15 protein-coding genes and 2 pseudogenes are annotated in these 23,705 nt (G+C 67.4%); 5 read left to right on the forward strand and 12 right to left on the reverse strand.

Features of this window, described 5'->3' with window-relative positions; all coding sequences use genetic code 11:
* Nucleotides 1–1,159 precede the first annotated feature (1,159 nt).
* The 3 genes from LJ657_RS43125 to LJ657_RS43130 all read left to right on the forward strand — a co-directional run bounded on the left by LJ657_RS43125 (nt 1,160) and on the right by LJ657_RS43130 (nt 3,096).
* Nucleotides 1,160–1,585, forward strand: coding sequence for a helix-turn-helix domain-containing protein (locus LJ657_RS43125; RefSeq protein WP_308117138.1), 426 nt, complete (start codon nt 1,160–1,162; stop codon nt 1,583–1,585).
* Between the two features lie 3 nt (nt 1,586–1,588).
* Nucleotides 1,589–2,395, forward strand: a complete 807-nt coding sequence (locus tag LJ657_RS48815) for a helix-turn-helix domain-containing protein (RefSeq protein WP_308117139.1) — start codon at nt 1,589–1,591, stop codon at nt 2,393–2,395.
* A 164-nt stretch (nt 2,396–2,559) separates the two neighbouring features.
* A complete protein-coding gene (locus tag LJ657_RS43130; RefSeq protein WP_232655172.1) occupies nt 2,560–3,096 on the forward strand; it encodes a TetR/AcrR family transcriptional regulator in 537 nt (178 codons plus the stop codon).
* Nucleotides 3,097–3,739: 643 nt separating this feature from the next.
* Here the strand turns inward: LJ657_RS43130 and LJ657_RS43135 are convergent.
* The 11 genes and pseudogenes from LJ657_RS43135 to LJ657_RS43185 all read right to left on the reverse strand — a co-directional run bounded on the left by LJ657_RS43135 (nt 3,740) and on the right by LJ657_RS43185 (nt 18,381).
* Nucleotides 3,740–4,201 (reverse strand): SRPBCC family protein, encoded by a 462-nt coding sequence (locus tag LJ657_RS43135; protein WP_232655173.1) that lies wholly within the window; start codon nt 4,199–4,201, stop codon nt 3,740–3,742.
* Nucleotides 4,194–4,514, reverse strand: coding sequence for an ArsR/SmtB family transcription factor (locus LJ657_RS43140; protein WP_232655174.1), 321 nt, complete (start codon nt 4,512–4,514; stop codon nt 4,194–4,196). Before LJ657_RS43140 ends, LJ657_RS43135 begins: the two co-directional genes overlap by 8 nt.
* 414 nt (nt 4,515–4,928) lie before the next feature.
* A pseudogene (locus LJ657_RS43145) lies at nt 4,929–5,138 on the reverse strand (transposase family protein); the annotation flags it as partial.
* A 429-nt stretch (nt 5,139–5,567) separates the two neighbouring features.
* Nucleotides 5,568–8,492, reverse strand: a complete 2,925-nt coding sequence (locus tag LJ657_RS43150) for a discoidin domain-containing protein (protein ID WP_232655175.1) — start codon at nt 8,490–8,492, stop codon at nt 5,568–5,570.
* A gap of 26 nt (nt 8,493–8,518) precedes the next feature.
* Nucleotides 8,519–9,979: a glycoside hydrolase family 32 protein gene (locus tag LJ657_RS43155; RefSeq protein WP_232655176.1), complete on the reverse strand. Its 1,461-nt coding sequence runs from the start codon at nt 9,977–9,979 to the stop codon at nt 8,519–8,521.
* Nucleotides 9,980–10,078: 99 nt separating this feature from the next.
* Nucleotides 10,079–12,379: a glycoside hydrolase family 3 N-terminal domain-containing protein gene (locus tag LJ657_RS43160; RefSeq protein ID WP_232655177.1), complete on the reverse strand. Its 2,301-nt coding sequence runs from the start codon at nt 12,377–12,379 to the stop codon at nt 10,079–10,081.
* Between the two features lie 61 nt (nt 12,380–12,440).
* Nucleotides 12,441–13,328: a carbohydrate ABC transporter permease gene (locus tag LJ657_RS43165; RefSeq protein WP_232655178.1), complete on the reverse strand. Its 888-nt coding sequence runs from the start codon at nt 13,326–13,328 to the stop codon at nt 12,441–12,443.
* Nucleotides 13,329–13,334: 6 nt separating this feature from the next.
* The gene (locus tag LJ657_RS43170) at nt 13,335–14,321 is read right to left on the reverse strand and encodes a carbohydrate ABC transporter permease (RefSeq protein ID WP_372488056.1); all 987 of its coding nucleotides are present in this window, start codon (nt 14,319–14,321) and stop codon (nt 13,335–13,337) included.
* A gap of 33 nt (nt 14,322–14,354) precedes the next feature.
* The gene (locus LJ657_RS43175; RefSeq protein WP_232655180.1) at nt 14,355–15,653 is read right to left on the reverse strand and encodes an extracellular solute-binding protein; all 1,299 of its coding nucleotides are present in this window, start codon (nt 15,651–15,653) and stop codon (nt 14,355–14,357) included.
* Between the two features lie 482 nt (nt 15,654–16,135).
* Nucleotides 16,136–17,143, reverse strand: a complete 1,008-nt coding sequence (locus tag LJ657_RS43180; protein ID WP_232655181.1) for a LacI family DNA-binding transcriptional regulator — start codon at nt 17,141–17,143, stop codon at nt 16,136–16,138.
* Between the two features lie 236 nt (nt 17,144–17,379).
* A complete protein-coding gene (locus tag LJ657_RS43185) occupies nt 17,380–18,381 on the reverse strand; it encodes a LacI family DNA-binding transcriptional regulator (RefSeq protein ID WP_232655182.1) in 1,002 nt (333 codons plus the stop codon).
* 331 nt (nt 18,382–18,712) lie between these two features.
* On the opposite strand from LJ657_RS43185, the gene LJ657_RS43190 reads away from it, so the two are divergent.
* Nucleotides 18,713–21,268 carry a GH32 C-terminal domain-containing protein gene (locus tag LJ657_RS43190; RefSeq protein WP_232655183.1) on the forward strand — a complete coding sequence of 852 codons (2,556 nt, stop codon included), beginning with the start codon at nt 18,713–18,715 and terminating at the stop codon, nt 21,266–21,268.
* Nucleotides 21,269–22,329: 1,061 nt separating this feature from the next.
* The gene (locus tag LJ657_RS43195; RefSeq protein ID WP_232655184.1) at nt 22,330–23,232 is read left to right on the forward strand and encodes an LLM class flavin-dependent oxidoreductase; all 903 of its coding nucleotides are present in this window, start codon (nt 22,330–22,332) and stop codon (nt 23,230–23,232) included.
* Nucleotides 23,233–23,320: 88 nt separating this feature from the next.
* On the opposite strand, the pseudogene LJ657_RS43200 reads toward LJ657_RS43195, so the two are convergent.
* Nucleotides 23,321–23,569: pseudogene (locus LJ657_RS43200) on the reverse strand (LLM class flavin-dependent oxidoreductase); the annotation flags it as partial.
* Nucleotides 23,570–23,705: the final 136 nt, after the last annotated feature.

The raw sequence follows: 23,705 nt of genomic DNA on the forward strand, positions 1-23,705 counted from the left end.
TAGTGCGGCCTGCTTCCCCAGCGTCATTCTTACAATGAGGATGAAGTTGGCTCGCCAAGCATGGTGGTGGCCTCTACTGCTCGCTCTGCCGTGAACAGGCTCCCGCCGTTCCCCTCCAGGCTCATAATCAGAGGTTACGATATGCGCCACCTCATGAAGACACGCGTGCTCGCATTTACTGACGCTTAATCGATCGTTCGTGCCGATCTTCACCCGCCGCTGGGCAGCGTCGGCGTGACTGCCTCCCGTGCCGCCTACAACAGTTACCGGGTCGACGTGTGCCGCGAACGCAGCCTTGAACCACTCCATCTCCTGGATATTATGGATGTAGGTTGCACAATGCCGATAATGTATTCTTCCGCCATCTTCTATGAGTACCGCACGGGCTAGCTCGCTGATTGGCAAGCCCGCCGCCAACTGTGCGTTATACGCCGCTTCCTGTAGTTTGGTCGTTGTCATTCCTTACCATTGATCTTGACCTCTTCTGCGGTTTGAGTGTAGCAAGCGGTATGAGTCGTCGGCGAGCGCAGTCGCCAATATCCCGGCTCCAGCGCTGCTATCAGAGGGAAAGGGTATTCCGAGGCTCGTTCCGCGGCAAGGGTTGATTGCGGCGTGAGCGTCTTTGGGTCTCGATCTTGATGAGGGTCGGTCGGCTTGCTGAAGGACGGCTCGGTTCCCGATGGCCTTCAATGGTGCCCAATGAGCGTCTCATCTCGACGACGGTGGTCCGTGACTCCTGTTCCCTGCCGCGTCGAGGCGCGCAGCTACAAGCACGTGACACGTAGGCACAAGACGGCGGCAGCGCCGGTCTGTCAATGTTGCACGCCAAATCCGGCCAGCTCAGGCACCTGGGGGACGTGCAACGCAAGGGCTCCGCCCAACCGTTGCGCGTTTGGTGGATGTCGGGGCGGTGAGGCGAAACCGGGAAGTCGGGAGTCGAGGCGTTCCGATGCAAATGGGCAGTGAGAAACCCGGGACACGTGAATCGCGTTACGTCTAGCCCAAAATCGATAATCTATCGAGACCCGTTTGTGCTTGTGTAAAAATACGGATCATATATGCTGCGGTTTCTTCTCGATAGTGTCGCGGCAAGAAAACCAAGGGTGACACTAGTGTGATGCGCCAGAAATCGTGTGCTTAAGTCTGTAGCCTGTTTTTTATGGCGTCTCGGGGTCCTCGTGCTGTTGAAGTCAGGCTGTCCGATGCGGAGTTCGCCGAGTTGTCGCACTGGGCGGACGGGGCGGTAGAACCCCGTCTTGCCGAGCGGGCCCGCATCGTTCTGGCGTGTGCGGCCGGGGCGCCGAATACGCGTGTGGCGGCGGATCTCAAGGTGAACGCGGACACGGTCAGGAAATGGCGGTCGCGGTTTGCCGACCATCGGCTCGAGGGGCTGACGGACATGCCGCGGCCAGGCCGGCGCAAGGCGGAACTGGTGCTCAGCGAAGACGAGCGGCATCAGTTGATGCGTTGGGCGCGTCGGGCGAAGACCGCCCAGTTCCTGGTCCTGCGGGCGAAGATCGTGCTGCGGTGCGCGGAGGGCGGGACGAACAAGCAGGTGGCGGCCGAACTCGGGGTGCGTGAGTAGTCGGTGAACCGCTGGCGGGCCCGGTTCGTCAAGGGGCGTCTGGACGGGCTGGTCGACGAGCCCCGGCCGGGGCGGCCGCCGTCCATCCTGCTCGACCAGGTCGAGGACGTGCTCACGGCGACGCTGGAATCCACGCCGGGCAAGGACACGCACTGGTCGCGGACTTCGATGGCCGAGCGCACCGGGCTGTCGAAGTCGGCCATAGGGTCCTTGCCGGAACGCCCAGGCGCTGGAGCGCGACGCCGTAGAGATCGGGGAAGGGCTTGCCCCGGGGGCGTCCTCGCGGGTGACAAGGGTGGTGAAGAGCTCTTGCATGCCGAGGTGCCCGATTGTGGGCAGCACGGTGGCCCGCCCTCCTCCGGTGACCAGGGCCAGGCGCCTGACCCCCTGCTGGGCCCTCGCCAGAGCGAGAACGTCGGGCACCGGGCGGACCCGGGCGACATGCGTCAGGTGGTACGCATCCCGTTCGCTGACCACGGCCATCACATCGATGAGCCGACGGGTCTCCTCAGCCACGTGCGCCACCATCTCCACTGCCGACATCCCGGTCCGCGCCAGAAACCACTCCCGCGACAAATCACTGCCCTGTGCGCGCAACGCGTGTCTGAATGCTCCGAAGTTCGCCCGGTGCTGCCCGCGAGGGTGCCGTACCAATCGAAGAGCAGCACCTGGGACTCGAGCGGGGATCTCGCACAGGGCGCCCGGGTGGCTGGCCAGGGTCATGCTCGGGCAAGCGCAGCCGGGACCCTGGGCACCCGATGGCATGTCAGGCGGCGGCATGCGCACCGTCTCCTTTCACTGATCTGGTGAGGTGACGGGGCGGCGAGGGAAAGCCACGGACGTGCCCACAGCGCAGACAGTTACCTCCGGCCGGCCGTTCCTTCCTCGCCTTCCTGGAGAGCGCCCGCACGCCTGGACATCGGTTCTGCGCGGTCCGGGTTGAGGACGCCACCGACGTAACCGCCGCCAGGTCGATGGACGATCTGGCCACCGCCGCCGGGGTCTCCCGGGCCACGGTTTACCGGTTGTTCCCGGGGAAGGCGGCACTGTTCGACGAGTTGATCAAGGCTTACTCGCCGTGGGCGGTCGTGTCGGACGTCATCGACGCGATGCCCGAGGCGGACTCCGGCGATGTGATCCCCGCAGTGGTCCACGCCATGGCACACGCCATGGAAGGACGCGTCGGCCTGCTGCTGCAGATCGTGTTCGAGTTGGTCAAGCAGGGCCCGGATGTCGGTGAGGGCGTGCGGCATGGGATGGCTCGGGGTTTTCCCGACCTTGCCCGGTACCTGAACAGCCAAATGCAGGCCGGACGGCTGCGACGGATTGAGCCGATCCTGGCCTTCCAGCTTCTGGCCGGGCCCGTCCTCGTTCATCTCCTGACACGGCCGCTGGCCATGCAGGCCGGCTTCAGCATGTCGCCGGAAGAGGTGATCGAGGAGATCTCCGGCGCCTGGCTGCGCGCCATGGCGCCGGAGGGAGACGAACCAGTGGGCAAGCAATCCAGTTGACCGGGCGCGACCGAAACAGGGCAGAGGCCGAGGCGTTGAACACCCCCGTCGCCCTCCGTCGGCCCGAGTACGACCCGCCTCGTCTGATCTGCGGATGATCACGCAGCGCAACCCGGGGTTACCGGACGCCCTCCGCCGGCTGGCGGCATCGCCGCGTTCCCGACCCGGAGCCCGGCCAAGCTCGCCGAGCACCTTGTCGCCCGGAGGGCAGTCGCAGCACAGCAGCCGGGAGACTCTGCGCCGCATCCTTCTCGAGCTCAAAAGTGCCCTGTCAGATGGCCACGACGTGGAAGGCTCCACCGAGCCCGGACTGCCTGGCCAAGATGCAGCGGGTCCTGGAGTTCTACGACGCCCCGCCCACGGACGGTTGCTACCCCCACCGACCCGGCCGGCCCGCGCAGCCGGCGGCACCGCCCCCAGCACCACTCGCGCAGGACTGCGCTGCACTTCGGCAGGTCGACTCGCCTGCTGCAAGGCGCCGTTCGACAGCCGCGGCATCCGCCTTCACGGTGGCCAAGAGCGCCTCCGAGCGCATCGGAGCGGCCCTCCCGACCTCGCTGTCAATCGAGACGGGAGGGCCTGTGCACCACAGATTCCACGCCCTTGTCCGGCACCGCACCGCGGGGGCATGCCGCCTTGGCGGCTACGCGGCTGCTTCCTGGGCGAACGCGTCGAGGAGACGCGGCCAGCCGCCCGGCGATTCGAACGCGGCACGGGCCTGGTCCTGGGCTTCGCCGAAGCGGTCCAGGTCACGGTGTTCGAGCTCCACGCGGGTGCGATCCGGTCCTTCGGAGAAGAAGCGGATCTCCACCTCGGTGCTCAACTGCGGGTCGAAGCGCCAGGCGGCGTCGATCTGCCAGGCCAGCACCAGGAGGGTGGGCGGCTTCCACGTCAGCACCCGGCCCCACTCGCACTCGCTGCCGTCGGTGTCGATCTCGTACCAGCGGCCGCCTTCCCTGCCTTCGAGGACCGCCTGCTTCAGCTCCCCCTCACCGGTCTTGTGGCTGCGCGGCCACCAGCTGTCCATGCGCTGCGTGAAGACGGTGAACGCCTTCTCGATCGGTGCCTGGACGGTCACGCTCTTGCGGACGGGGCCATCAGTCATGTTCGTGCTTTCCTTCGCTCTCGGCGGCCGCGGTGAAAGCGGCCAGTGCCTGATCCCAGAACCGGTCGAGCCAGGCGCGCAGAGCACCCAGCCCGGCCGGGTTGAGCTGGTACACGCGTCGCGTACCGACCGCTCGGTCCACGACCAGCCCGGCCTCCCTGAGCACCTTCAAGTGCTGGGAGACCGCGGGACGGCTCACGGGCAGGCCCTCAGCCAGCTGCCCCACTGCCTTGGGACCGTCGACGAGACGCTCGAAGATGGCCCGCCGGGTCGGGTCGGCCAGCGCGGACAAGGCATCCTCGTAAGTCACCACTTACGTAAGTTACGACTTACGGATGGCCCGGGTCAAGCAAGACGACGAGACACAGCCACACGCACGAACGAGCCCCGGCAGGGCATCATGCGCGGCCACACCGCACAAGGAAACGGGCTGAAGACCACGAGCAGGCCGGACATGGTCACCTCGCCGCCTGGAACCCTGAAGATCAACCCCCCGCCCACGAGCAGTCCGTCATGCTCATCACGAGTGGCAGCCCCCAGCTCTACGGCCTCATGCCGAGCGGCAATCAACGGCTCCCCGTGCTGCGGGGCCACCCACCGCCACTACGACGGCGTGACGCACAACGAGAGGTGTGAAAGCTGAGGTTGCTGCTCACGGGGCTGGTGTGGGTGGGCATCGGGATGCTCATGCCGGTCGCTGGCAGGTGACTTTGGTGAAGATCATCGGTTATCGGGTGACTTCGCGGTTCGTGAGGTCCAGCAAGGCCCGGACCAGAGCGGTCGCCCAGGCGAGGTCGGTGCGTACCTTGCCGAGGACGCGCCAGTTCTTGAGTTGGGCGAAGCCGTGCTCGACGGGTGCCCGGACGGCCGCCAGAGCCGTGTTGGACAGCTTCTGGCCTCGCGTCAGGAGCCGGTTCCGGGTGGCGTTGTAGCCGGTACCGGTAGTTCGTTAAATCCGGCGGGGGTGCGGGTTGACGGCAGTTCGGGTTGGTCGTAGGTCGGTGGTAGGTGTCAACTGCCTTTCTGGAGGCTGCAGATGACCGCTCGCCGTCCGTGTCCGCCCGCGCCGGGGCCGTTGGAGGACTGCGCGGCCCGGTTCGATGACCTCTTCCCCCGCCGCTGCGCCAGGCTGAAGAAGGGTGATGGTCCGCGCCAGTACCTGACCGGCGTCCACCCTTTCGCGTCGGGCTCAACGTCGACTGACACAACGGCGGGAAAGCATCCACCTGAGGGTGGGTGTGCTCTTTCTGAAAGTGCCTCCGAACATTGCAGGAACAAGGAGGTCAGGGGTCCCCGTTCCGCCGGTCGGAGGCACTTTCTCGACCTCGGGGGCAAGGCGATAATCACCCCACCTGAAATCCCGAGGTCAGCTGTAGACGGTCAATTCTGCGATTGACCACCAGTTGCTCGCGACGTTGCCGGTGTTGACGACCTTGATGTAGCGAGCCGTCTGGGTCGGGAAGGAAATCAACTCGACTCGCTGGCCGTCCTCTATGGAAGAGACCTTGGTCCAGTCGGTTCCGTTCGCCGATACGTACACGTCCGCACTTCGCGCATAGTCGCCGATGTTGCTGCCGGAATCGAGCAGGATCTTGTCGAACGTCTGGGTCTGCCCCATGTCGACCTGGATCCACAGGCCGTCGTACTGGCCTGTTCCGGAGCTGTACCGGGTGCCGGAATCGCCGTCCAGCATGTTCGCGGGACCGTCGTTGGACGAGCTCGTGTCGGAGGTCGTGGCGGTCCAGCCCGTGCGCGACAGCGCGGGGCCCAGGTCTATGACGTCGAACGATGCTGAACCCGCGTCCGCTCCGCCGGCGCTGTTCACGGAGACCTTGTACGTGCCCACCGCAAGACCGCTCGGCACGTACGCGCTGATGCTCGTGTCCGACCAGCTGTCGATTTCGGCGAAGAGCTTCCCGAAACGCACCGTACCCAGCCCCTGCGCGTCACCGAAGTGAGAACCGCTGATCGTGAACTTGGCGCGCGGTATGCCTTGCTTCGGCTTCAGGCTTCCGAAGACCGGTGCGGGGAAGCCGGACAGCTTCTGCGTGGTGAACATCGCCGACGTTCCGCTCGGCAGGGTGTAGGTGTACGAGCCGTCGGCGGACACCGGGAAGCTCCGGCTGCCGGCGGTGCCGTTGAACACCGCGGTGACCTGCTCCCCTTCCGGACTGGTCCAGGTCTTCAGCTGGAGGCCCTTGGGCACCGCTGTCGGGGCTGCGATCGAACCGGTGCCGCTCGAGGATCCGTATACGTTGATTTCGGCGATGCTCCACCAGAAACCGGATGCCGCGGCACAGACGACGCGAATGTACCGTGCCGTCCGGGCCGGCAACGTGACGGCTATCTTCCCTATGTTCCCGCTGCCGTTCGCGACCGCGCTGCCCCAGTCGGCCCCGTCGTCCGAGACGTATATCTGGTACTTGGTGACGTAGTCGAAGGAGCTGCTTTCTCCGGTGGCGAAGACGATCTTGTTGAAGCTCGTCGGGCTCCCCAGATCGATCTGGAACCAGGCGCCACTGGTCGTCCCCTGGCCCAGATTCCACCGGCTGTTGATGTCGCCGTCGATCGCGTTCGAGGCCGCACCCCAGTCCGGGCTCGACGAGGCCGTGGCGGTCCACTTGCCACGGCTCAGTGACGTTCCGGGCGTCTTGATGGACGCTCCGATCGGCAGGGAGTACGTGAGCAGCTCGCTTCCGGTGCGGACGGCGTTCTGGTACTGCAGGAGTGCTGGGTCGTACGTGACCGTCATCGGCCCCAACGACGACTTGAACGTGAAGTCATGGGACGGGTCGAAGACATTGGTCGCCGCGGGGGTCCCGCCGCTGCGCCCGCCCGTGTAGGTGAACGTGACAGCGTCGCCGGCGTTCAGGTTGTAGTCGAAGGACTGCGACCCGTCCGCCACGCTGAAGTTCTTCGCGGCACTACCCGAGTTGTACGCGATCACGACCTTCGAGCCGTCCGGGTTCAGGAACGCGACGCTCTCGATGCTTCCTTCCCCGAAGGTGTTCGAGTAGATGCGATGCGCTCCGGGCTTCACGAACCGGCTGGCGTGAGCGAGTGCGTAGTAGTCCACGTTGTAGGACACCTGCTCGCTGTCCGGATCGACCGTGACCAGTCCCCGGCACATGGGGATGCCGTTGGTGTCGCTGTTGAGCGGCCCCAACTTGGGGTCGAGCGCGGTGTTCCAGAGCATCACACCGTTCGCCCAGTTGCGCATGCCCTTGATGATCCACGTGCCGAGTGCGTCATGGAACGCCGTCTCGTCGTCACCCTGCCAGATGCCTCCGGTGGCCTCCGTGATGTAGGTTTCCTTGCCCGGAAAGTCGTTGTGGACCACAGTCTGGTACATCGGGTTGCCACTGTAGATGTGCCATCCGGCGCCGGCCGTGTACTGGGAGGCGGCGGGGTCGCTGAAGATCGTCTCGGGATACGAGGGCACATCCCAGTTGTGGTCCCAGGCCAGGATCTTCGTGGAGATGCGGTTGGCCGCGAACGCCTGGCCGATCTCCTGGATCAACGCGGATTCCTGGTAGGCGGACAGGAACATGCCGGGCCAACTGGGCGTGCCCATGGGCTCGTTCTGCGGCGTGATGTAGGAGATGGGCACACCGGCCTTGTCGTAAGCCTTGATGAACTTCACGAAGTAGTCGGCCAGCGTGGAAGCGTAGTCGCTCTTGAGGGTGCCGCCGGTCATGGAGTCCGAGGTCTTCATCCAGCCTGGCGGGCTCCATGGGGTGGCCAGGATCTTGGCGGACGGGTTCTGTGCGAGAGCCTGCCGCAAGACCGGAATGATGTACTTCTCGTCGTGCTGGACCGAGAAGTCGGACAGCGTCGGGTCCGTCTGCCCGGCCGGCATGTCGTCGTAGGAGTAGTTGCCGGACGCGTTGAAGTCCGTGGCGCCCATCGGCGTACGGATCAGGCTGAGGCCGATGCCCTTGGAGGGGGCGTACAGCTTCTGCATCAGCTTCGCTCGGTCAGCGGTGGACAGCTTGTTGATGAGCCAGGCGGAAGAGTCGGTCATGGCCGCCCCGAAGCCCTGGATCCTCTGGTACTTGACGCTGTCGTCGACCTTGATCGTGAGCGGGTTGCCCGTGCTCTTCGTCCGGAACAGCACATCGCTCTGGCCGACGACCCACTTCTTGGCCGATATGTCGGTCAGCCAGACCTGCACGGAAGAATTACGCGACGAGGTGGCGGCGGCAGCGTTGCCGGAAACCTGGGTCCAGGCGGCGGCGACGCCGATGGCGGTGGTGAGGAACTGACGTCGTCCAAGACTGTACGAGCTCATTGAGGATCCTCCTTCAGACCTGTTCTTCAGTACTGCTCTGCGGCGCCGGCGGTCGCCGTCTTGATCACAAGCGGGTGCAACTCCCACGCGTCGACCGCGTAGCGAAGGCGCGTGCCCGGTGCGGTGTGGGCCTGAAGTCGCCACGCGCCCTGCCCTGTCGGGTAGAACCGCAGCGTGAGGACCTGGCCGGTAGAGGTCAGGAAGACCTCGGCGATGGAGTGGTCGACGACCACGCGGAGGTCGACCGGCTGCCCGGTGGGGCAGGGCATCCGGTAGGTGCCGCCGTGGGCCCGGGTGTCCAGGGAGGCGTGGTCGCGGTCGACGACCAGTTCGCCCGCGTCCGGATCGAGGCGGATGTCGAGGTACTCGGATCCGTCCGGGGTGGTGAGCAGCCGCAGGCCGGCGGTCCCGGTCGGCTCCAGACGGGCCGTCAGGTCGAAGGCCCGTCCAACGCTGCCCAGTTCCACCGGCTCCGGGCCATGGGTCGTACCCTCGGCCTGCACGGTGCGCTCACCACGCAGCGCGAGCAGCTCGGTGGCGGGCCGCTGACGCAGCGTGCCGTCGCCGCCGACGTGGATCTCGCGGGGCAGAGTGAGGACGCCGGCCCATCCGCCGGCGACGGCCCAGGCTTGGTCGCGGGCTTCCCAAGACCAGCCCCACAGCAGCCATCTGCCGCCAGGTGCACGCAGCAGGGCAGGTGCGTAGCAGTCCGGGCCGTGGTCCGCCCACACCGGTGCGCCTGCCTTGAAGTGGCCGTCGTGCTCTTCGCCGATCAGGGCCGCGACGCGCATCGGGCCAGTGGGTTCGGTCCAGGTACTGAAGATGAGGGCGGCCTGTCCGCCGGCTGCCGGGAGGTACTGGGGGCATTCCCAGCCATCGCCGGTGAGCTCCTCGGTGCCGCCGATGGGCTCTGCAGGGCGGGCGGCGAAGGGCCGTCGGTAGGTCCAGTTCTCCAGGTCGGGTGAGTCGTACAGGAGGGTGGCGGCGCGGCCGTCGGCGAGAGCGGCGCCGACCAGCATCCGCCAGCCGTCACCGTCCCGCCAGACATACGGGTCGCGGTACATGGTGCAGTCCTCGGGCCAGGCGGGGATAACCGTTTCTCCACGCGGGCTGAAGGTCTGGCCGCCGTCGTGGGAGACGGCACAGGTGACGGGCTGGTGCTGGAACGAGCGGTCCTCGCGGTGCGCGGAGTAGAAGGCGACGATGCGGTCGCCGTCGGAGACGGCGTTGCCGGAGAAGCAGCCGTCGGAGTCCACGCCACCGGGCGTCGGGGACAGCGCGGTCGGCAGCGGCTCCCAGGTCAGCAGGTCGGGACTGCGGAAGTGGCCCCAGTGCATGTTCGCGTGGGTCGCCCCGTACGGGTTGTACTGGTAGGAGACGTGGTAGTGGCCGTCGTGGAAGACCAGCCCGTTGGGGTCGTTGATCCAGTTGCGGGGCGGGCGCAGATGCGCGACGGGGAAGTGCACATCGCGGGGTGTGGTGGACACACGCGTGCCTTTCGGTGGTTCAGAGGAGCCCGCCCAGCCGGGTCAGGGATCGGCTGGGCGGGGGCTTCGAGCAGCGCTCGCACGTCCCGCGAACGGCCCTCAGGCCCGGATGCGGAATCCCGCGCTGAGCTGGTGCTCCCGTCGTGAGCTGGGGCCGACGCGGAGCATGAACTCGCCTGGCTCGACCACGCGACGGTTGTCGGCGGTGACGAGCGAGCAGTGGGCGGCAGGGACGCTGATGGCGACGGCGAGGGTTTCACCGGGCGGGACTTCGGCCTGGGTGAACGCCTTCAGCTCCTGCTCGGCCCAAGTGACGCTGGTGGTCAGGTCACTGACGTACGCCTGGACCGTCTCCAGGGCCGGACGGCTTCCGCTGTTGGTGAGCCACACCGTGGCGCGGACGGTGCCGTCGGCGGAGACCTCGTCCTCGTGCACGGTGAGGTCGGAGTAGGTGACGGTGGTGTAGCTCAAGCCCTCACCGAACGCGAACAGGGGGTCCTGGGTGAGATCCGCGTAGCGGTCACCGTGCTGGCCCCGCACCTGGTTGTAGTAGACCGGCTGCTGCCCGACGTGGCGGGCGAAGGAGACCGGGAGCCGGCCGCTGGGTTCGGTGAGGCCGAGGAGGAGTTCGGCGACGGCACGGCCGCCGCGCATGCCCGGGTTGAACGCCTCGATGAGCGCTGCCGCGTTCAGTGCCGAGTCGGGGAGAGTACTCGGCTTGGACTGGGCGAGTACGACGATCATGGGCGTGCCGGTGGCGGCGACCGCGTCCAGCAGCGCGATCTGGCCTCCCTGGAGGTCGAGGGTGGCCGTGGAGCGCACCTCGCCCGTGAGGGCGATGGTGTCCCCGACGACCACGACGGCGTAGTCGGCGGCTTCTGCGGCGGCGGTGGCCTCCCGAAGCTGTGCCTCGTCGACCGGGGCGGGGATGAAGGCGGGCGGCTGCGGCTGGCCGTCGGGCCCGGCGACCCACTGGTCGGGGTCGAAGGCGGGGCTTTCGATGTCGGCTCCGCGGGCGTGTGTGACGGTCCAGTCGGCGGGGATCACGGCGCGCAGGCCGTCCAGCACCGTCTCCACCAGCTCGCGTGGATGTCCTTCGGGCATCCACGGCACCTGGCCGGTGGCACCCGCCCAGTCGCCGAGCATGGCCTCCGGGCTGTCGGCGTTGGGACCGAGGACCGCGATCGTGCGTGGCGTGCCCTGGCCTGTGGCGCGGCCGGTGCCGTCCGCGGTCAGCCCGCCTTCGAGGGGCAGGATCCCCTCGTTGCGCAGCAGTACGAGGGAACGTCGGGCGGTCTCGAGGTTGAGGTCGGCGTGCTCGCGGCACCCGATCACCTGCGCCTGCCGCTCGGGGTCGGGAGCGCGGGGGTCCTCGAAGAGCCCGAGTTCGAACTTCAGCCGCAGCACCCGCCGTACCGCATCGTCGATCTGCTTCTCCTCGACCAGGCCGCGGGCGACCGCCTCCTGGGCGCCCTCGAAGAACGCCGGCGTGGCCATGATCAGATCGTTTCCGGAGTTGACGGCGACCGCCGCCGCCTCGGCGTAGTCGGCGCAGGTCCGCTGGTCGTAGACCATCCGGCCGACGTTGTCCCAGTCGGTCACCAGCGTGCCGGTGAAGCCCCACTCGCCCTTGAGCACGTCGTTGATCAGCCACTCGTTCGCGGTGATGGGCACACCGTCGATCGACTGGTAGCCCAGCATGAAGCCGCGGCAGCCGGCCCGGGCCGCCCGCTCGAACGGGGGCAGGAACCACGAGCGCAGCTTGCGCGGACTGAGATCCGCCTCGCTGGCGTCGCGCCCGCCCAGGGTCTCGGAGTAGCCCGCGAAGTGCTTGGCGTACGCCAGCACGGCGGTCGGGTCGCCGAGGCCCTCACCCTGGTAGCCGCGCACCATCGCGGCCCCCAACTCGCCTATCAGGTACGGGTCCTCGCCAAACGTCTCGTTGATCCGGCCCCAGCGCAGGTCGCGAGTGATGCAGAGCACCGGGGAGAACGTCCCGTGGATCCCGGTCGTCGAGATCTCGGTCGCGGACGCCCGGGCGACCCGGTGGATCAGAGCGGGATCCCAGGTGCAGGCCATGCCGAGCTGGGTGGGGAAGATGGTCGCACCCGGCCAGAAGGAGTGGCCATGGATGCAGTCGTCGGCGGTCAGCAACGGAATGCCGAGCCGTGTCCGCCGGGCCCGCTCCATGGCTTCCAGCATCCGCTCGGGAGTCACATGCAGGACCGACCCGGCCAGCTTGGCCGACACGATGTCCTCGAGGTCCCCGTGCTGGGCGTCGAGCATCAGCAACTGCCCGACCTTCTCCTCCAAGGTCATCAGGGACAGCAGATCCTCGGTTCTCGTTTCCACGGACGCGTCCGGATCCAAGTACACGGCAGGGCGGACCGGGTGTCCCACTAGGTTCTCCAAGTGATGAGTCGTCACAGGTCAAAGACGTGACGGGGGTAGGTGGGGGAGGTCACTTCAGGCCGGTGGTGGCGATGCCGGCGACGAAGTGGCGCTGGAAGAGCAGGAAGACGACCATCACGGGGAGCAGGACGATGACGGCGCCGGCGAGGAGGACGCCGAAGCGGGTGAAGTCCTGTCCGCTGCTGGCCAGGGCGAGGCCGACGGGGAGGGTGTACTGGTCCGCGTTCTGGGCCACGACTAGGGGCCACAGGAAGTTGTTCCAGGAGCCGAGGAAGGTGATGATCCCGAGGGTGGCGAGAGCCGGTCTGGTCAGCGGCAGGATGATCTTCCAGAAGATGGCCAGTTCGCGGCAGCCGTCGACGCGGGCGGCGTCGATCAGTTCGTCGGGCAACGTGGAGATGAACTGCCGCATCAGGAACACCCCGAACGGGCCCGCCAGGAACGGCAGGATCAGTCCGAGCAGCGAGCCGGTCAGCTTCATGTTGGCCACCAGGACGTACAGGGGTACGAAGGTGACCAGGCCCGGCACCATCAGGGTGCCGAGGACCAGGGTGAACACAGCACGTCGGCCGGGGAAGTCCAGCTTGGCCAGGGCGTAGCCGAGCATCGAGCAGAACAGCAGGTTGCCCGCGGTCACGGCCAGGGCCACGATCACCGAGTTGGCGAACATGGTCGTGAAGTCCAGGCTGCTGAACAGCTGCCGGTAGCTGGCCAGCGTGGGCGCGGTGGGGACCAGGACCGGCGGCACCTTGCGGATGTCCGCCTCGGGCTTGAAGGAGCCGGAGAGCATCCACAGAAACGGCGCGACCATCAACAGCAGGCAGCCGAACAGCGGCAGATACAGCCAGGGATGGCCCCATTTCTGCCGGATGCGACGCCGCCGCAGAGTCCGGTCCGTGCCCGGCCCGGCCGGCCGAAGGGCGGAGAGAGTGCTCATGGGGCATCAGTCCTTGTCTCGCAGCACGCGGAACTGCAGCACGGTCAGCGCGATGATGAGGACGAAGACGACGTAACCGGCGGCCGACGCAACGTCGTAGTTGCCGTTGCCGAACTGGTTGTAGGCGTACATCGTGGCGGACAGGGTGGAGTCCAGCGGTCCGCCGTCGGTCATGACGAACGGCTCGTCGAAGAACTGCAGATAGCCGATGCCGGTCGTGACCGCGGTCAGCAGCAGGGCCGGACGCAGGAGCGGGAAGGTGACCCGCCAGAACCGCTGCCAGGCCCCGGCCCCGTCGAGCTCGGCCGCCTCCATCAGGGACTGGGGCACGGACTGCAGACCCGCCAGCATGATGATCATCACGGTGCCGAGGTTGCGCCACACCGCCATCACGATCATGACGGGGAGAGCGAACCGGGTGTCCGCCAGCCATGCCGGGCCGTCGATCCCGAACCAGCCCAGAACGGTGTTCACCAGTCCCGCCCGCGGCTCCAGCAGCGTCTTCCACACCACGGCGATGGCCACGACGCTGGTGATCACCGGGAGGTAGAAGCCGACTCGGAAGACGGCCCGGAAGCGGCCGATGCCGCTGTTGAGGGCGACCGCCGCGGCCAGCCCGGTGGCCAGTGTCAGCGGCAGCCCCACCAGGACGAACACGGCCGTGTTGCGCAGGGCATGAACGAACTGCTCGTCCTCAAACAGCCGTACATAGGTGTCGAAGCCGGTGAACGACACGTTCAACGGGGTCCGCAGATCGGCGCTCTGTGTGTCGGTCAGGCTCATCAGCAGCGACCAGACGACCGGCAACAGCATGAACACCAGGAACAGGGCGAGGAACGGGCCCGCGAGGATCCACGCGGCCCGCGTCTGCCTGCCGCGCGCAGTGCTGCGGAGGGCGAGTCGCCGGCGGCCTGCATGCCTGTCGGGCCGTGCGGTGCTCGGTTCGTGGGTGTCGCCCCGCCCGGGGAGCGTTTTCGTGGACATGGATGTCATCCGTCCCTACGAGGGGTGCTCACGTGGCGACCGTCAGCGGCCCGTGCCGATGCTGGTGGCCTTGGACTGCAGGTCCTGCTGAGCCTGGGCCACGGTGGCCTTGCCCAGGCTCAGCCTCTCCAGTTCGGAGTCAATGGCGTCAGCGACCTGCTGCCAGGTGGTGATGGCGGGCGGTGCCTTGCTTACCTTCAGCTGCTCGGCGAACGCCTGCATCGCCTCGTCGTCGCTCAGCTTGGCCTCGTCCCACGCCCCCGGCGTGGCGGGAAGGGAACCCGTTGCCTTCGCGTAGGCGGCGAGGTTGGCGGGTTCGGTGAGGAACTCGGCGAACTTCCAGGCCGCGTCGGAGTTCTTGGCGTCCTTGAAGACCGCCAGGTCGCTGCCGCCGGCGAACCCGGCCGCCTGCTTGCCCTTCGGCAGCGGCATGGTCTTCCACTTGCCGTCCAGCTTCGGGGCGTCTTTGCGGAGGCTGCCGCTGACCCACGCGCCGTCCTTGTAAACGGCGATCTGTCCGTCCTGGAAAGCCTGCAGGCTGTCCGTCTTGTCCGTGGGCGCCAAGCCCTCCGTCGGGACGCTCGCGTAGTACTCCAGCGCCTCGGCGACCGCCGGCGAGTCGAAGGTGAACTTCTTGGTGCTCGGGTCGTAGATGTCGCCGCCCTGCTGCCAGACCAGCGGCAGCAGGAAGATCCAGGAGTTGAAGCCGATCGACAGCCCGCTGGCGTAGCGCAGCTTCGGGTTCTGCTTGCCCGCGGTGGCCTGGATGGCCTTCAGATCCTTCAGGTAACCGGCCCAGTCACTTGCCGGGGCGCCCTTGATACCCGCCTTCGCTGTGAGGTCGCTGCGGTAGTAGACCGCCTGGGTGTCGGCGATGAACGGGACGCCGTAGGAGGTGTCCTTGTACTTCGTGGTGTCCCACTGACCCGGGTAGAAGTCTGACGACTTGATCGACGTCGGGGTGGCCTGGAAGCCGTTCATGCCGGCCATCTCGGCCATCCAGGTGGTGCCGATCACAGACATGTCGGGTGTGTTGCCGCCGGCGATGGCGGTGGTCAGCTTGTCGTGGGCGGAGGCCCAGGGCACCGGGGTGATCTGGACCTTCGCGCCGGGGTTCTGCTCCTCGAACTTCTTGGCCAGGCTCTGAAGGGACTTGTCAGGATCACCCATGGACCACATGACGACCTTGCCGGTGGCCTTGCCGCTGCCCAGCTTCGCGGGGGCGTCCGTGCCGGGCCCGGAGTCGGCGCTGCGGCCGCAGCCGGTCGCCACCAGGGCTGCCGTGACGGTGACGCACAGGACCTGGATTGTTCTGACGGTGTGACGAGTAGAGGTACGCATAGTGCGGCTCCTTGCCATTGAGCGAAACAGGCGCGGGGGGGCGAAGAGGAAAGTGACGGCGGGCGGGTGTCCGGATGGGCCGGCTCGTGAAGTGGGAACCGTCCGCGGTGGCATGGCATCGACGGTCAGTCGCAGGTCGCGGCTGGAGCGTTCGTCCCGGAGCGGTGGCGGCCGGCGGGGGTGGGCCAGGCGTGCCGCTCGGTGTGCCGGGTCGGGGAGGTGCAGACGGAACGGGCACCTCGGCGGTGACGCTGGTTGCGCGTGCGGGGTGGTGATGCCGGCCGGAAGGCGAACGGGCCGGTCGTGCCGGTAGGTGCACCGGCTTCAGGTTGAGCTGGACGACCTACCGGCCTGCGCGAGGTCCGGTGGGGTCAGTTCCATGTCGGGATGGGGTCCGTCTCCGCCTGCGGGGCTGGGGAGGTGCGGCGGAGACGGACGGTTCGATGGGACGCCGACGCCGTACGCATCGCGACGACATGGCGTCAGTTCGGGCTCGGCCGTAACGTCGAGCCGCGGACCACGAGACTGGTGGGAATGACGCACGACGGGGCCGCCTTCGGCACTCCGCGCACATGGTCCAGCAGCAGACGCGCCGCCGCCGCGCCCATCTCCCGCATGGGCTGGCGGATGGTGGTCAGTGCCGGATAGGTGTACGAGGCCATCTCGACGTCGTCGAAGCCCACTACGGCGACATCCTGCGGAACCCAGAGCCCGGCCTCGTGCAGGGCGGTGAGCACGCCGGCCGCCGAGGGGTCGTTGTGTGCGAAGACCGAGTCGAACTCCAGACCGTCCGCGAGAGCGGCTGCGATCGCGCTCCGGCAGCGTTCGAACTGGAAGTCGCCGCAGATGATGCTGCGTTGGTCGATCTCGATCCCGGCTTCCGCATAGACATCGACGAAGCCGCCCAGCCGTTCCCGGGTACAGCCGAACGCGTCGGGGCCGGTCACGACCAGAGGACGACGGCGCCCGATTTCCAGGAGGTGCCGCGCCGCCTGCGCACCCCCCTCCCGGTTGGTGGTGGCCACGTAGGGGAACCCCGGCCGCTGGAAGCGGTCGTCTATCAGCACGACCGGCAGCCCTGCTTCGTGCAGTTCCGTGATGTAGCCCATGGCGCCCTCGGGCTCTATCACCAGCAGACCGTCGAACGACTTGGCAGCGACCTGCAGACCCAGGCGGCGCAGTGACTCCTCACCGTGGTTCCAGGTCAGCATGCGCAGTCCGAAGCCCTCGGTCTCCAGCGTCTCAATGACCGCCTGCACGATGCCTGACCAGGCCCAGGCCAGGTCAGGGACCAGCATGCCGATCATCTGTGTCGTGCCGCGGGCGAGGCCGACCGCACCGGCGCTCGGCACATAGCCGAGCTCCGATATCGCCTTGCGGACCTTCAGGACGGTGTTCTCGTTGATCTCGCCCTTGCTGTTCAGCACGCGTGAGACCGTCGTCTTGCTGACGCCGGCCCGGGCGGCCACGTCGGCGATGGTGACTCCCATGCCACCTCCTCTCCTCCACGCAGCGGCGGGAATGTCCTCCCGCACCAAAGGGCCGATCGTACAGAGACTCGCGGAACCGATACCGGGAGCGGTTCCGGAACCGGTTTCGGTACCGGTTCCGGCAGTGAAGCACCGAGCGACTCAGCCCGTCAACACATCGGAATCAACTCGTTTACAGAGAATTTCCAAGCCTCGGACACCCCGCCGGTACCGGGACGCCGTGCCGGAGACGGTCGTCAGCGGTCCTCTGCGGCGGGGATTTCGCCGGAGCCGCGGGCGAGGTAGCGGGTGGGCAGCACGCGGTGCCGAGCGGGGCCGCGCTCACCGTCGAGACGGTCGAACAGCAGGCCGGCGGCTTCCCGGCCGATCGCGGCGTGATCCTGGGCGATCACCGAGATGCCGGGTTCGAGGAGACCGGCCAGAGGCAGGTCGTCGAAGCCGATCAGCGCCACCCGGTGCTGCAGGCGGAGCTCCTGCAGGGCCATGCGGGCCCCGACGGTCAGGAGATTCTGGCCGGAGATGAACGCGGTGGGCGCATGAGCGAGGGCCAGGAGTTCTCGGGTCGCTTCCTGGGCGGCCTCCACGCCGTGCAGGTCGCGCCTCACGAGCGAGCGGTGCAGAACGCATCCCGCTTCCGCCAGTCCCTTCACGAACCCGGCGTAACGCTCCTCGGCCGTCCAGATGGTGCGGAGGTCTCCGAGGAAGGCGATGCGCCGGTGACCTGCCGCGTGCAGCCTTTTCACCGCCGCCTGCACGCCCGCGCGGTTGTCCACCGTCACGGCGTCCACCTGCGGCGCTGTGGTGCGGCGGTCCATGCAGACGACGGGTGTGCCGGCGCGGCGGGCCGCGTCGAGGTCGGTGTCGTTCTGTCCGGTGGGCACCACGATGAGGCCGTCGACCCGGCGGGCGGCGAAGGTCTTCAGCAAGCCGCGTTCCCGGACCGGGTCCTCGTCGGTCGACCCGGCCAGGAGCAGCATGCCGTGCTCGGCGGCGGCGTCCTCCACTGCGCGGTGCAGCGCTGCGGAGAAGGGATTGGCCGCGTCTTCCAGGACCAGGCCGAGGGTGTGGGTGCGGCGGTCGGCCCGGCGCAGGCTGCTGGCCGTCAGATCCTGGCGGTAGCCGAGCAGCTCGGCGGCCCGCTTCACCCGTTCCGCCAGGTCAGGGGTGACGGGCTTGCCGTTGACGACCCGCGAGACGGTGGCGATCCCCACCCCGGCCATGGTCGCGACGTCGCGCATGGTTGATCGCCGACCATTGTCGTTGTGCTCGCTGGACAACGTTTTCTCCCGGGGATCAATGACACCGTGCAGCCGTCTCGATCCTCGCATTCAGGAGTTTTCCTGCACAGGGTCTGGACTTCGGCGGCAGGGTGCCCTTACGTTCGGCGAAACGTTTCCAGCCCTGCTGGAGCTGCCGGTGCCGTGCTGCCCCCGCAGCCGGGCTCGCCCGTGACCTTGGACGAGGCCACGGCGCAGCCGCCGCCCGCACCCGACGCGCGTCAAGCGTCACTCGCCGCGCGTCAGTCCCCTACGGCTGAGCCGAAGCCCGCACGCCCGCAAGGAGCGCCACATGTCCAGAACCACTCGTCCGCGCCGCAGACTCCTGGCCGCACTGGCCGTCCTGTCAGGGCTCGGCCTGGTAGCCGCCTCTCCCGCCACGGCCGACACGCTCTACCACGAGAAGTACCGCCCCCAGTTCCACTTCACCCCGGCCCAGAACTGGATGAACGACCCCAACGGCCTCATCTATTACAAGGGCCGGTACCACCTGTTCTTCCAGTACAACCCGGACGGCAACACCTGGGGCAACATGTCCTGGGGCCATGCGGTCAGCACCGACCTGGTGCACTGGAAGCAGCTCCCGGTGGCCATCCCCCAGGACGACCAGGAGATGGTCTTCTCCGGCAGCGTGGTGCTGGACAGGAACAACACCACCGGCTTCGGGACCAAGAAGAACCCTCCGCTCGTCGCCATCTACACCAGCGCGCAGAAGTCCTCCGGCAAGCAGCAGCAGGCCCTCGCCTACAGCACCGACGGCGGCACCACCTGGACCAAGTACGACGACAACCCCGTGCTCGACATCGGCTCGAACAACTTCCGCGACCCGAAAGTCTTCTGGTACGCCCCCACGCAGCGCTGGCTGATGGCAGTCTCCCTCGCCGACCAGCACAAGATCTCCTTCTACAGCTCGGCCGACCTCAAGCACTGGACCCACCAGAGCGACTTCGGCCCGGCCGGCGCCACCGGCGGGGTGTGGGAGTGCCCGGACCTGTTCCCGCTCCCGGTCGACGGCGACCCGAAGAAGACGAAGTGGGTGCTGGCGGTCAACCTCAACCCCGGTGGCATCGCGGGCGGCTCCGGCGCCCAGTACTTCGTCGGCGACTTCAACGGCAAGAAATTCACCGCCGACGACACCGGCACGACGTACACCCCGCCGAGCGGCACCGTCATGCAGGACTTCGAGTCCGGCTCGTTCGGCGACTGGACGGCCACCGGAAGCGCGTTCGGCAGCGCGCCGGCGACCGGGGCGGTGGACTGGCAGTCACAGGTCACCGGCATCGAGGGCAAGGCTTTCGCCAACAGCTTCCACGGCGGCGACGCCTCCACCGGCACCCTCACCTCGCCCGAGTTCACAGCGACCAGCGACTACATCAACTTCAAGGTCGGCGGCGGCAACCACCCGTACGACCCCGACGCCGTCCTGGGCGACGAGCCGGCACCCACCGGTGAAACCCTCGCCGACTTCGAGGCCAGCACCTACACCAGCCCCATCGGCGACTGGACCGCCACCGGCGACGCCTTCGGCACCGGACCGGCCCAGGGCGCCATCGGAGACCAGCAGCAGGTATCCGGCTACCTCGGCAACGGCCTGGTCAACAGCTTCCACGGCGGCGACGCCTCCACCGGCACCCTCACCTCGCCGGCCTTCACCATCGACAAGAAGTACCTGGACTTCCTCATCGGTGGCGGCTACCACCCGGCCGACTCTGACGCCCCCACCGCAGTGGAGCTCGTCGTGGACGGCAAGGTGGTGCGCTCCGCCACCGGATCCAACGGCGAAGCCCTGAACTGGACGTCGTGGGACCTGTCCGACCTGCAGGGCAAGCAGGCCCAGATCAAGGTCGTGGACGACAACGCGGGCGGCTGGGGCCACCTCAACCTCGACCAGGTCGTTCTCTCCGACACCCAGGCGAAGCGCCCCTCCATCGAGACCGGCGTGAACCTGCTGGTCGACGGCAAGGTCGTCCAGAGTGCCACCGGCGCCGACTCCGAGAACCTCGACTGGGCCTACTTCAACACCACCGCCTACAAGGGCAAGAAGGTCCAGATCCAGATCGTGGACGCCAACCCCGGCGGCTGGGGACACGTCCTCGCCGACCAGTTCACCGCCGCCGACAAGCCCGCCCTGAACGCCACCCAGCGCGCCCACTGGCTCGACTACGGCGCCGACTTCTACGCCGCCAACACGTGGACCGACGCACCCGGCGGCCGCCGCGTCATGATCGCCTGGCTGAACAACTGGAACTACGGCCAGGCCATCCCCACCACCCCGTGGCGCAGCGCCGACACGTTCCCCCGCCAGCTGTCCCTGAAGACCGTGAACGGCAAGGTCCAGCTGAACCAGCAGCCGGTCGGTGAACTGACCACGCTGCGCGGCGCCGGCACCAAGGTGCCCAGCACCCGCGTCACGAACACCACCACCCCGCTCTCGGTGCACGGCAGCACCCTGGACCTTCAGGCAGACCTCACCCCGGGCACCGCCGACCGCTCCGGCCTGGACGTCCGCACCGGCGCCGGGCAGCGCACCCGCATCGGCTACGACACCGCCACCGGCGAGGTCTACATCGACCGCTCCGCATCCGGCGACACCGACTTCGACCCGACCTTCACCGACGTCCAGCGAGCTCCGCTCGATCTCCACGGCGGCCGGCTGAGCCTGCGCGTCCTTGTCGACGACTCCTCCGTCGAGGTCTACGCCCAGAACAGCCGTGGCGAACAGGTCACCCTCACCGACCAGATCTTCCCGGACCCGTCCAGCACGGGTGGCGGTGCCGCCTTCGCCGAAGGCGGCACCGCCACCATCGACCACATGCAGGCGTGGCGGCTGAAGTCCATCTGGCCGTGACCAACCCTCACGTCCCCGGGCCTGACGTCATCAAGCGGCTTCCGGCGTGCGGATCTCCCTCGCCCGCGTGAGCGATACGTGCGCGGAGCGCCCAACACGAGGCGTCATGAGCAGGATCGAGCAAGAAGCCTCGTGGTGCTGACCAGGTGAAACGGCACCACGAGGCAGCGTCGAGCACCCCCCAGCAGGGATCCAATCCCACTCCTGGAGCGGGTGTCGCAGGGTTCGAATCCTGCCGTCGATACACCCAGCGTCCGGTGAAGAGGGCCACCCGAAGGGAGCGGCGGATGTAGGCGAACCTTGGAGGCAGCAGAAGTAAATGCTCTGGTCCGCGGCATCTTCTGCGTGAGCGATGCGTGAGCGGACGGTGCGGCACAACTCGCCGCGCGCCGGATCGGCACGCACGGCGCACATGCTCTGACCAGGTGGTTCCGGACACCGAACCAGCGTCCGGAACCCTCCAGCAAGCTTTGGCCAGGACTTTTAATCCGTTAGTCGTCGTCCGGCCGCCCGTAGTGGTGTCGCCCCCTGGGACGATCAGGATCTCGACACCTGGGACCTGACACTCACATGTGACCACGTTGCCAAGCACACGCAGCACCGCAGCAACAGTTACGTCCTCGCTCGCGTCTTCGACTGCCCCGAGTGTGGTGAACGCCGCGGCGTTGTGCAGAGCGTCCGTGACCGGCCTGCACCGACGAGGCCACCCAGTCTGATCGCGCGGCAGCGGATCAAGAACGACTGGCTGGAGAGCGGCAGCCGCTCAGGAGAAGCTCCGGCGCGAAGAGCGCAAGGCTGGCGACGCGTCGCCGTATCGCCGAGATGCAGAAGCCGGGTCCTGAAGCTGAGAACAGCCGGGTTGCGTGAGCGGACGGGGAAATACCCATTGGATGTGACGTCATGCACGGGGGTCCACAAGTCCCTGAACAGCGAGAACAGGGGCGAACGTGATCACCGAGCACCATCCGTCACGATCATGCAGGCGCCCTCGTAAAGAACAGGTATGGTCGCCGAGTGCTGTGCGTCTCGGGCTCACCGCGTCTCGCCGTAGGCTCTGGGGCATGAAACTGCGCCTGAGCACCCTGATCCTTCCGTACCGTCGTTGGAACGAGGGGGGTCGTGCGGCCTGGCAGCGCGCAGAGGAACTCGGCTTCCACACCGCATACACCTACGACCACCTCTCCTGGCGGAGCTTCCGCGAGGGACCCTGGTTCGGTGCCGTACCGACGCTGACCGCAGCCGCGGGCATTACCCGGCACATGCGTTTGGGAACCCTGGTCACATCGCCTAATTTCCGCCATCCGGTGCCGTATGCGAAGGAGCTGATCTCGCTCGACGACGTCTCCGGTGGCCGTTTCACTCTGGGTGTGGGCGCCGGCGGCTCAGGGTTCGACGCTACCGCGCTCGGCCATGAGCTGTGGACCCCGCGTGAGCGTGCCGACCGGTTCGGCGAGTTCGTCCAGCTCCTGGACCAGCTGCTGACCGAGGACTCGGTGTCGTATGAGGGCGACTTCTACTCGGCGCACGAGGCGCGCAACCTACCGGGCTGTGTGCAGCGTCCCCGGCTGCCTTTCGCGGTGGCGGCGACAGGCCCGCGCGGTCTGCGGCTGGCTGCACGGTACGGGCAGGCGTGGGTGACCACGGGCGACCCGAAGGTCAACGAGAACGGCACTCCTGAACAGTCGGTTCAGGCCATTCGCGGCCAGGCCGAGAAGCTGGCCGATGCCTGCGCCGAGATCGGACGGGACGTGGCCGAGCTCGACAAGATCCTTCTCACGGGGTTCACTCCGGACCGCGGCCGTCCGCTGGGGTCCCTCGATGCTTTCGTGGACTTCGCGGGACGGCATCGGGAGCTGGGTTTCACCGAGATCGTGGTCCACTGGCCGATCTCCGGCTCGGACTTCGCGGCTGACGAGAAGGTCTTCGAGCAGATCGCGATGGAAGCGTTGGCACAGCTCCGCTGAGTGTTGCCCGTTGGGGCCGAGAGGGATCCTGCCTCCGGGCTTGGAGAGGCCGCCCCTCAATTTTCGGCCGCGTTTTCGCAGGTCACGATGTGATGGGCGAAAACGCCTTGACTGAGGTCACCAGCGTGCCCAGCCGCATCCGCTCGGTGACGGCCGCCGCCGCGGTCAGGGTCGGTACGGCACCGAACCACGGGCCGTCCCGGAAACTGCGCCAGGACAGGTGGTCGTAGGTGTACGCGGTGTGGAAGCCGAGCTGCTCCGCGCGCTGCCATGCCGAACGGCCCCCTTCGTGCCAGCGGCGGTACGGGAGGATCACAGTGCTCAGACGCAGACTCATTCCTCCGAGACTAAGTGCGTTGTGGCAAACCGGATCTTGTTCGAGTGGTAGCGGTGATCATCTGGACGAAGGTTCGGGTGTGGTCGCGGGCATGAGAGAACGGGCCCCTTGGTAGTGACGCGGTTACGACACCAGC

This window comes from Streptomyces guryensis (assembly GCF_021261325.1).
GTDB lineage: Bacteria > Actinomycetota > Actinomycetes > Streptomycetales > Streptomycetaceae > Streptomyces > Streptomyces guryensis.

Bases quoted from the DNA above. Each gene is read 5' to 3' on its own strand.
- LJ657_RS43125 (WP_308117138.1), top strand. From the start codon at position 1,160: ATGGCGTCTCGGGGTCCTCGTGCTGTTGAAGTCAGGCTGTCCGATGCG.
- LJ657_RS43130 (WP_232655172.1), top strand. From the start codon at position 2,560: ATGGACGATCTGGCCACCGCCGCCGGGGTCTCCCGGGCCACGGTTTAC.
- LJ657_RS43135 (WP_232655173.1), bottom strand. From the start codon at position 4,201: ATGACTGATGGCCCCGTCCGCAAGAGCGTGACCGTCCAGGCACCGATC.
- LJ657_RS43150 (WP_232655175.1), bottom strand. From the start codon at position 8,492: ATGAGCTCGTACAGTCTTGGACGACGTCAGTTCCTCACCACCGCCATC.
- LJ657_RS43165 (WP_232655178.1), bottom strand. From the start codon at position 13,328: ATGAGCACTCTCTCCGCCCTTCGGCCGGCCGGGCCGGGCACGGACCGG.
- LJ657_RS43170 (WP_372488056.1), bottom strand. From the start codon at position 14,321: ATGACATCCATGTCCACGAAAACGCTCCCCGGGCGGGGCGACACCCAC.
- LJ657_RS43175 (WP_232655180.1), bottom strand. From the start codon at position 15,653: ATGCGTACCTCTACTCGTCACACCGTCAGAACAATCCAGGTCCTGTGC.
- LJ657_RS43180 (WP_232655181.1), bottom strand. From the start codon at position 17,143: ATGGGAGTCACCATCGCCGACGTGGCCGCCCGGGCCGGCGTCAGCAAG.
- LJ657_RS43185 (WP_232655182.1), bottom strand. From the start codon at position 18,381: ATGCGCGACGTCGCGACCATGGCCGGGGTGGGGATCGCCACCGTCTCG.
- LJ657_RS43190 (WP_232655183.1), top strand. From the start codon at position 18,713: ATGTCCAGAACCACTCGTCCGCGCCGCAGACTCCTGGCCGCACTGGCC.
- LJ657_RS43195 (WP_232655184.1), top strand. From the start codon at position 22,330: ATGAAACTGCGCCTGAGCACCCTGATCCTTCCGTACCGTCGTTGGAAC.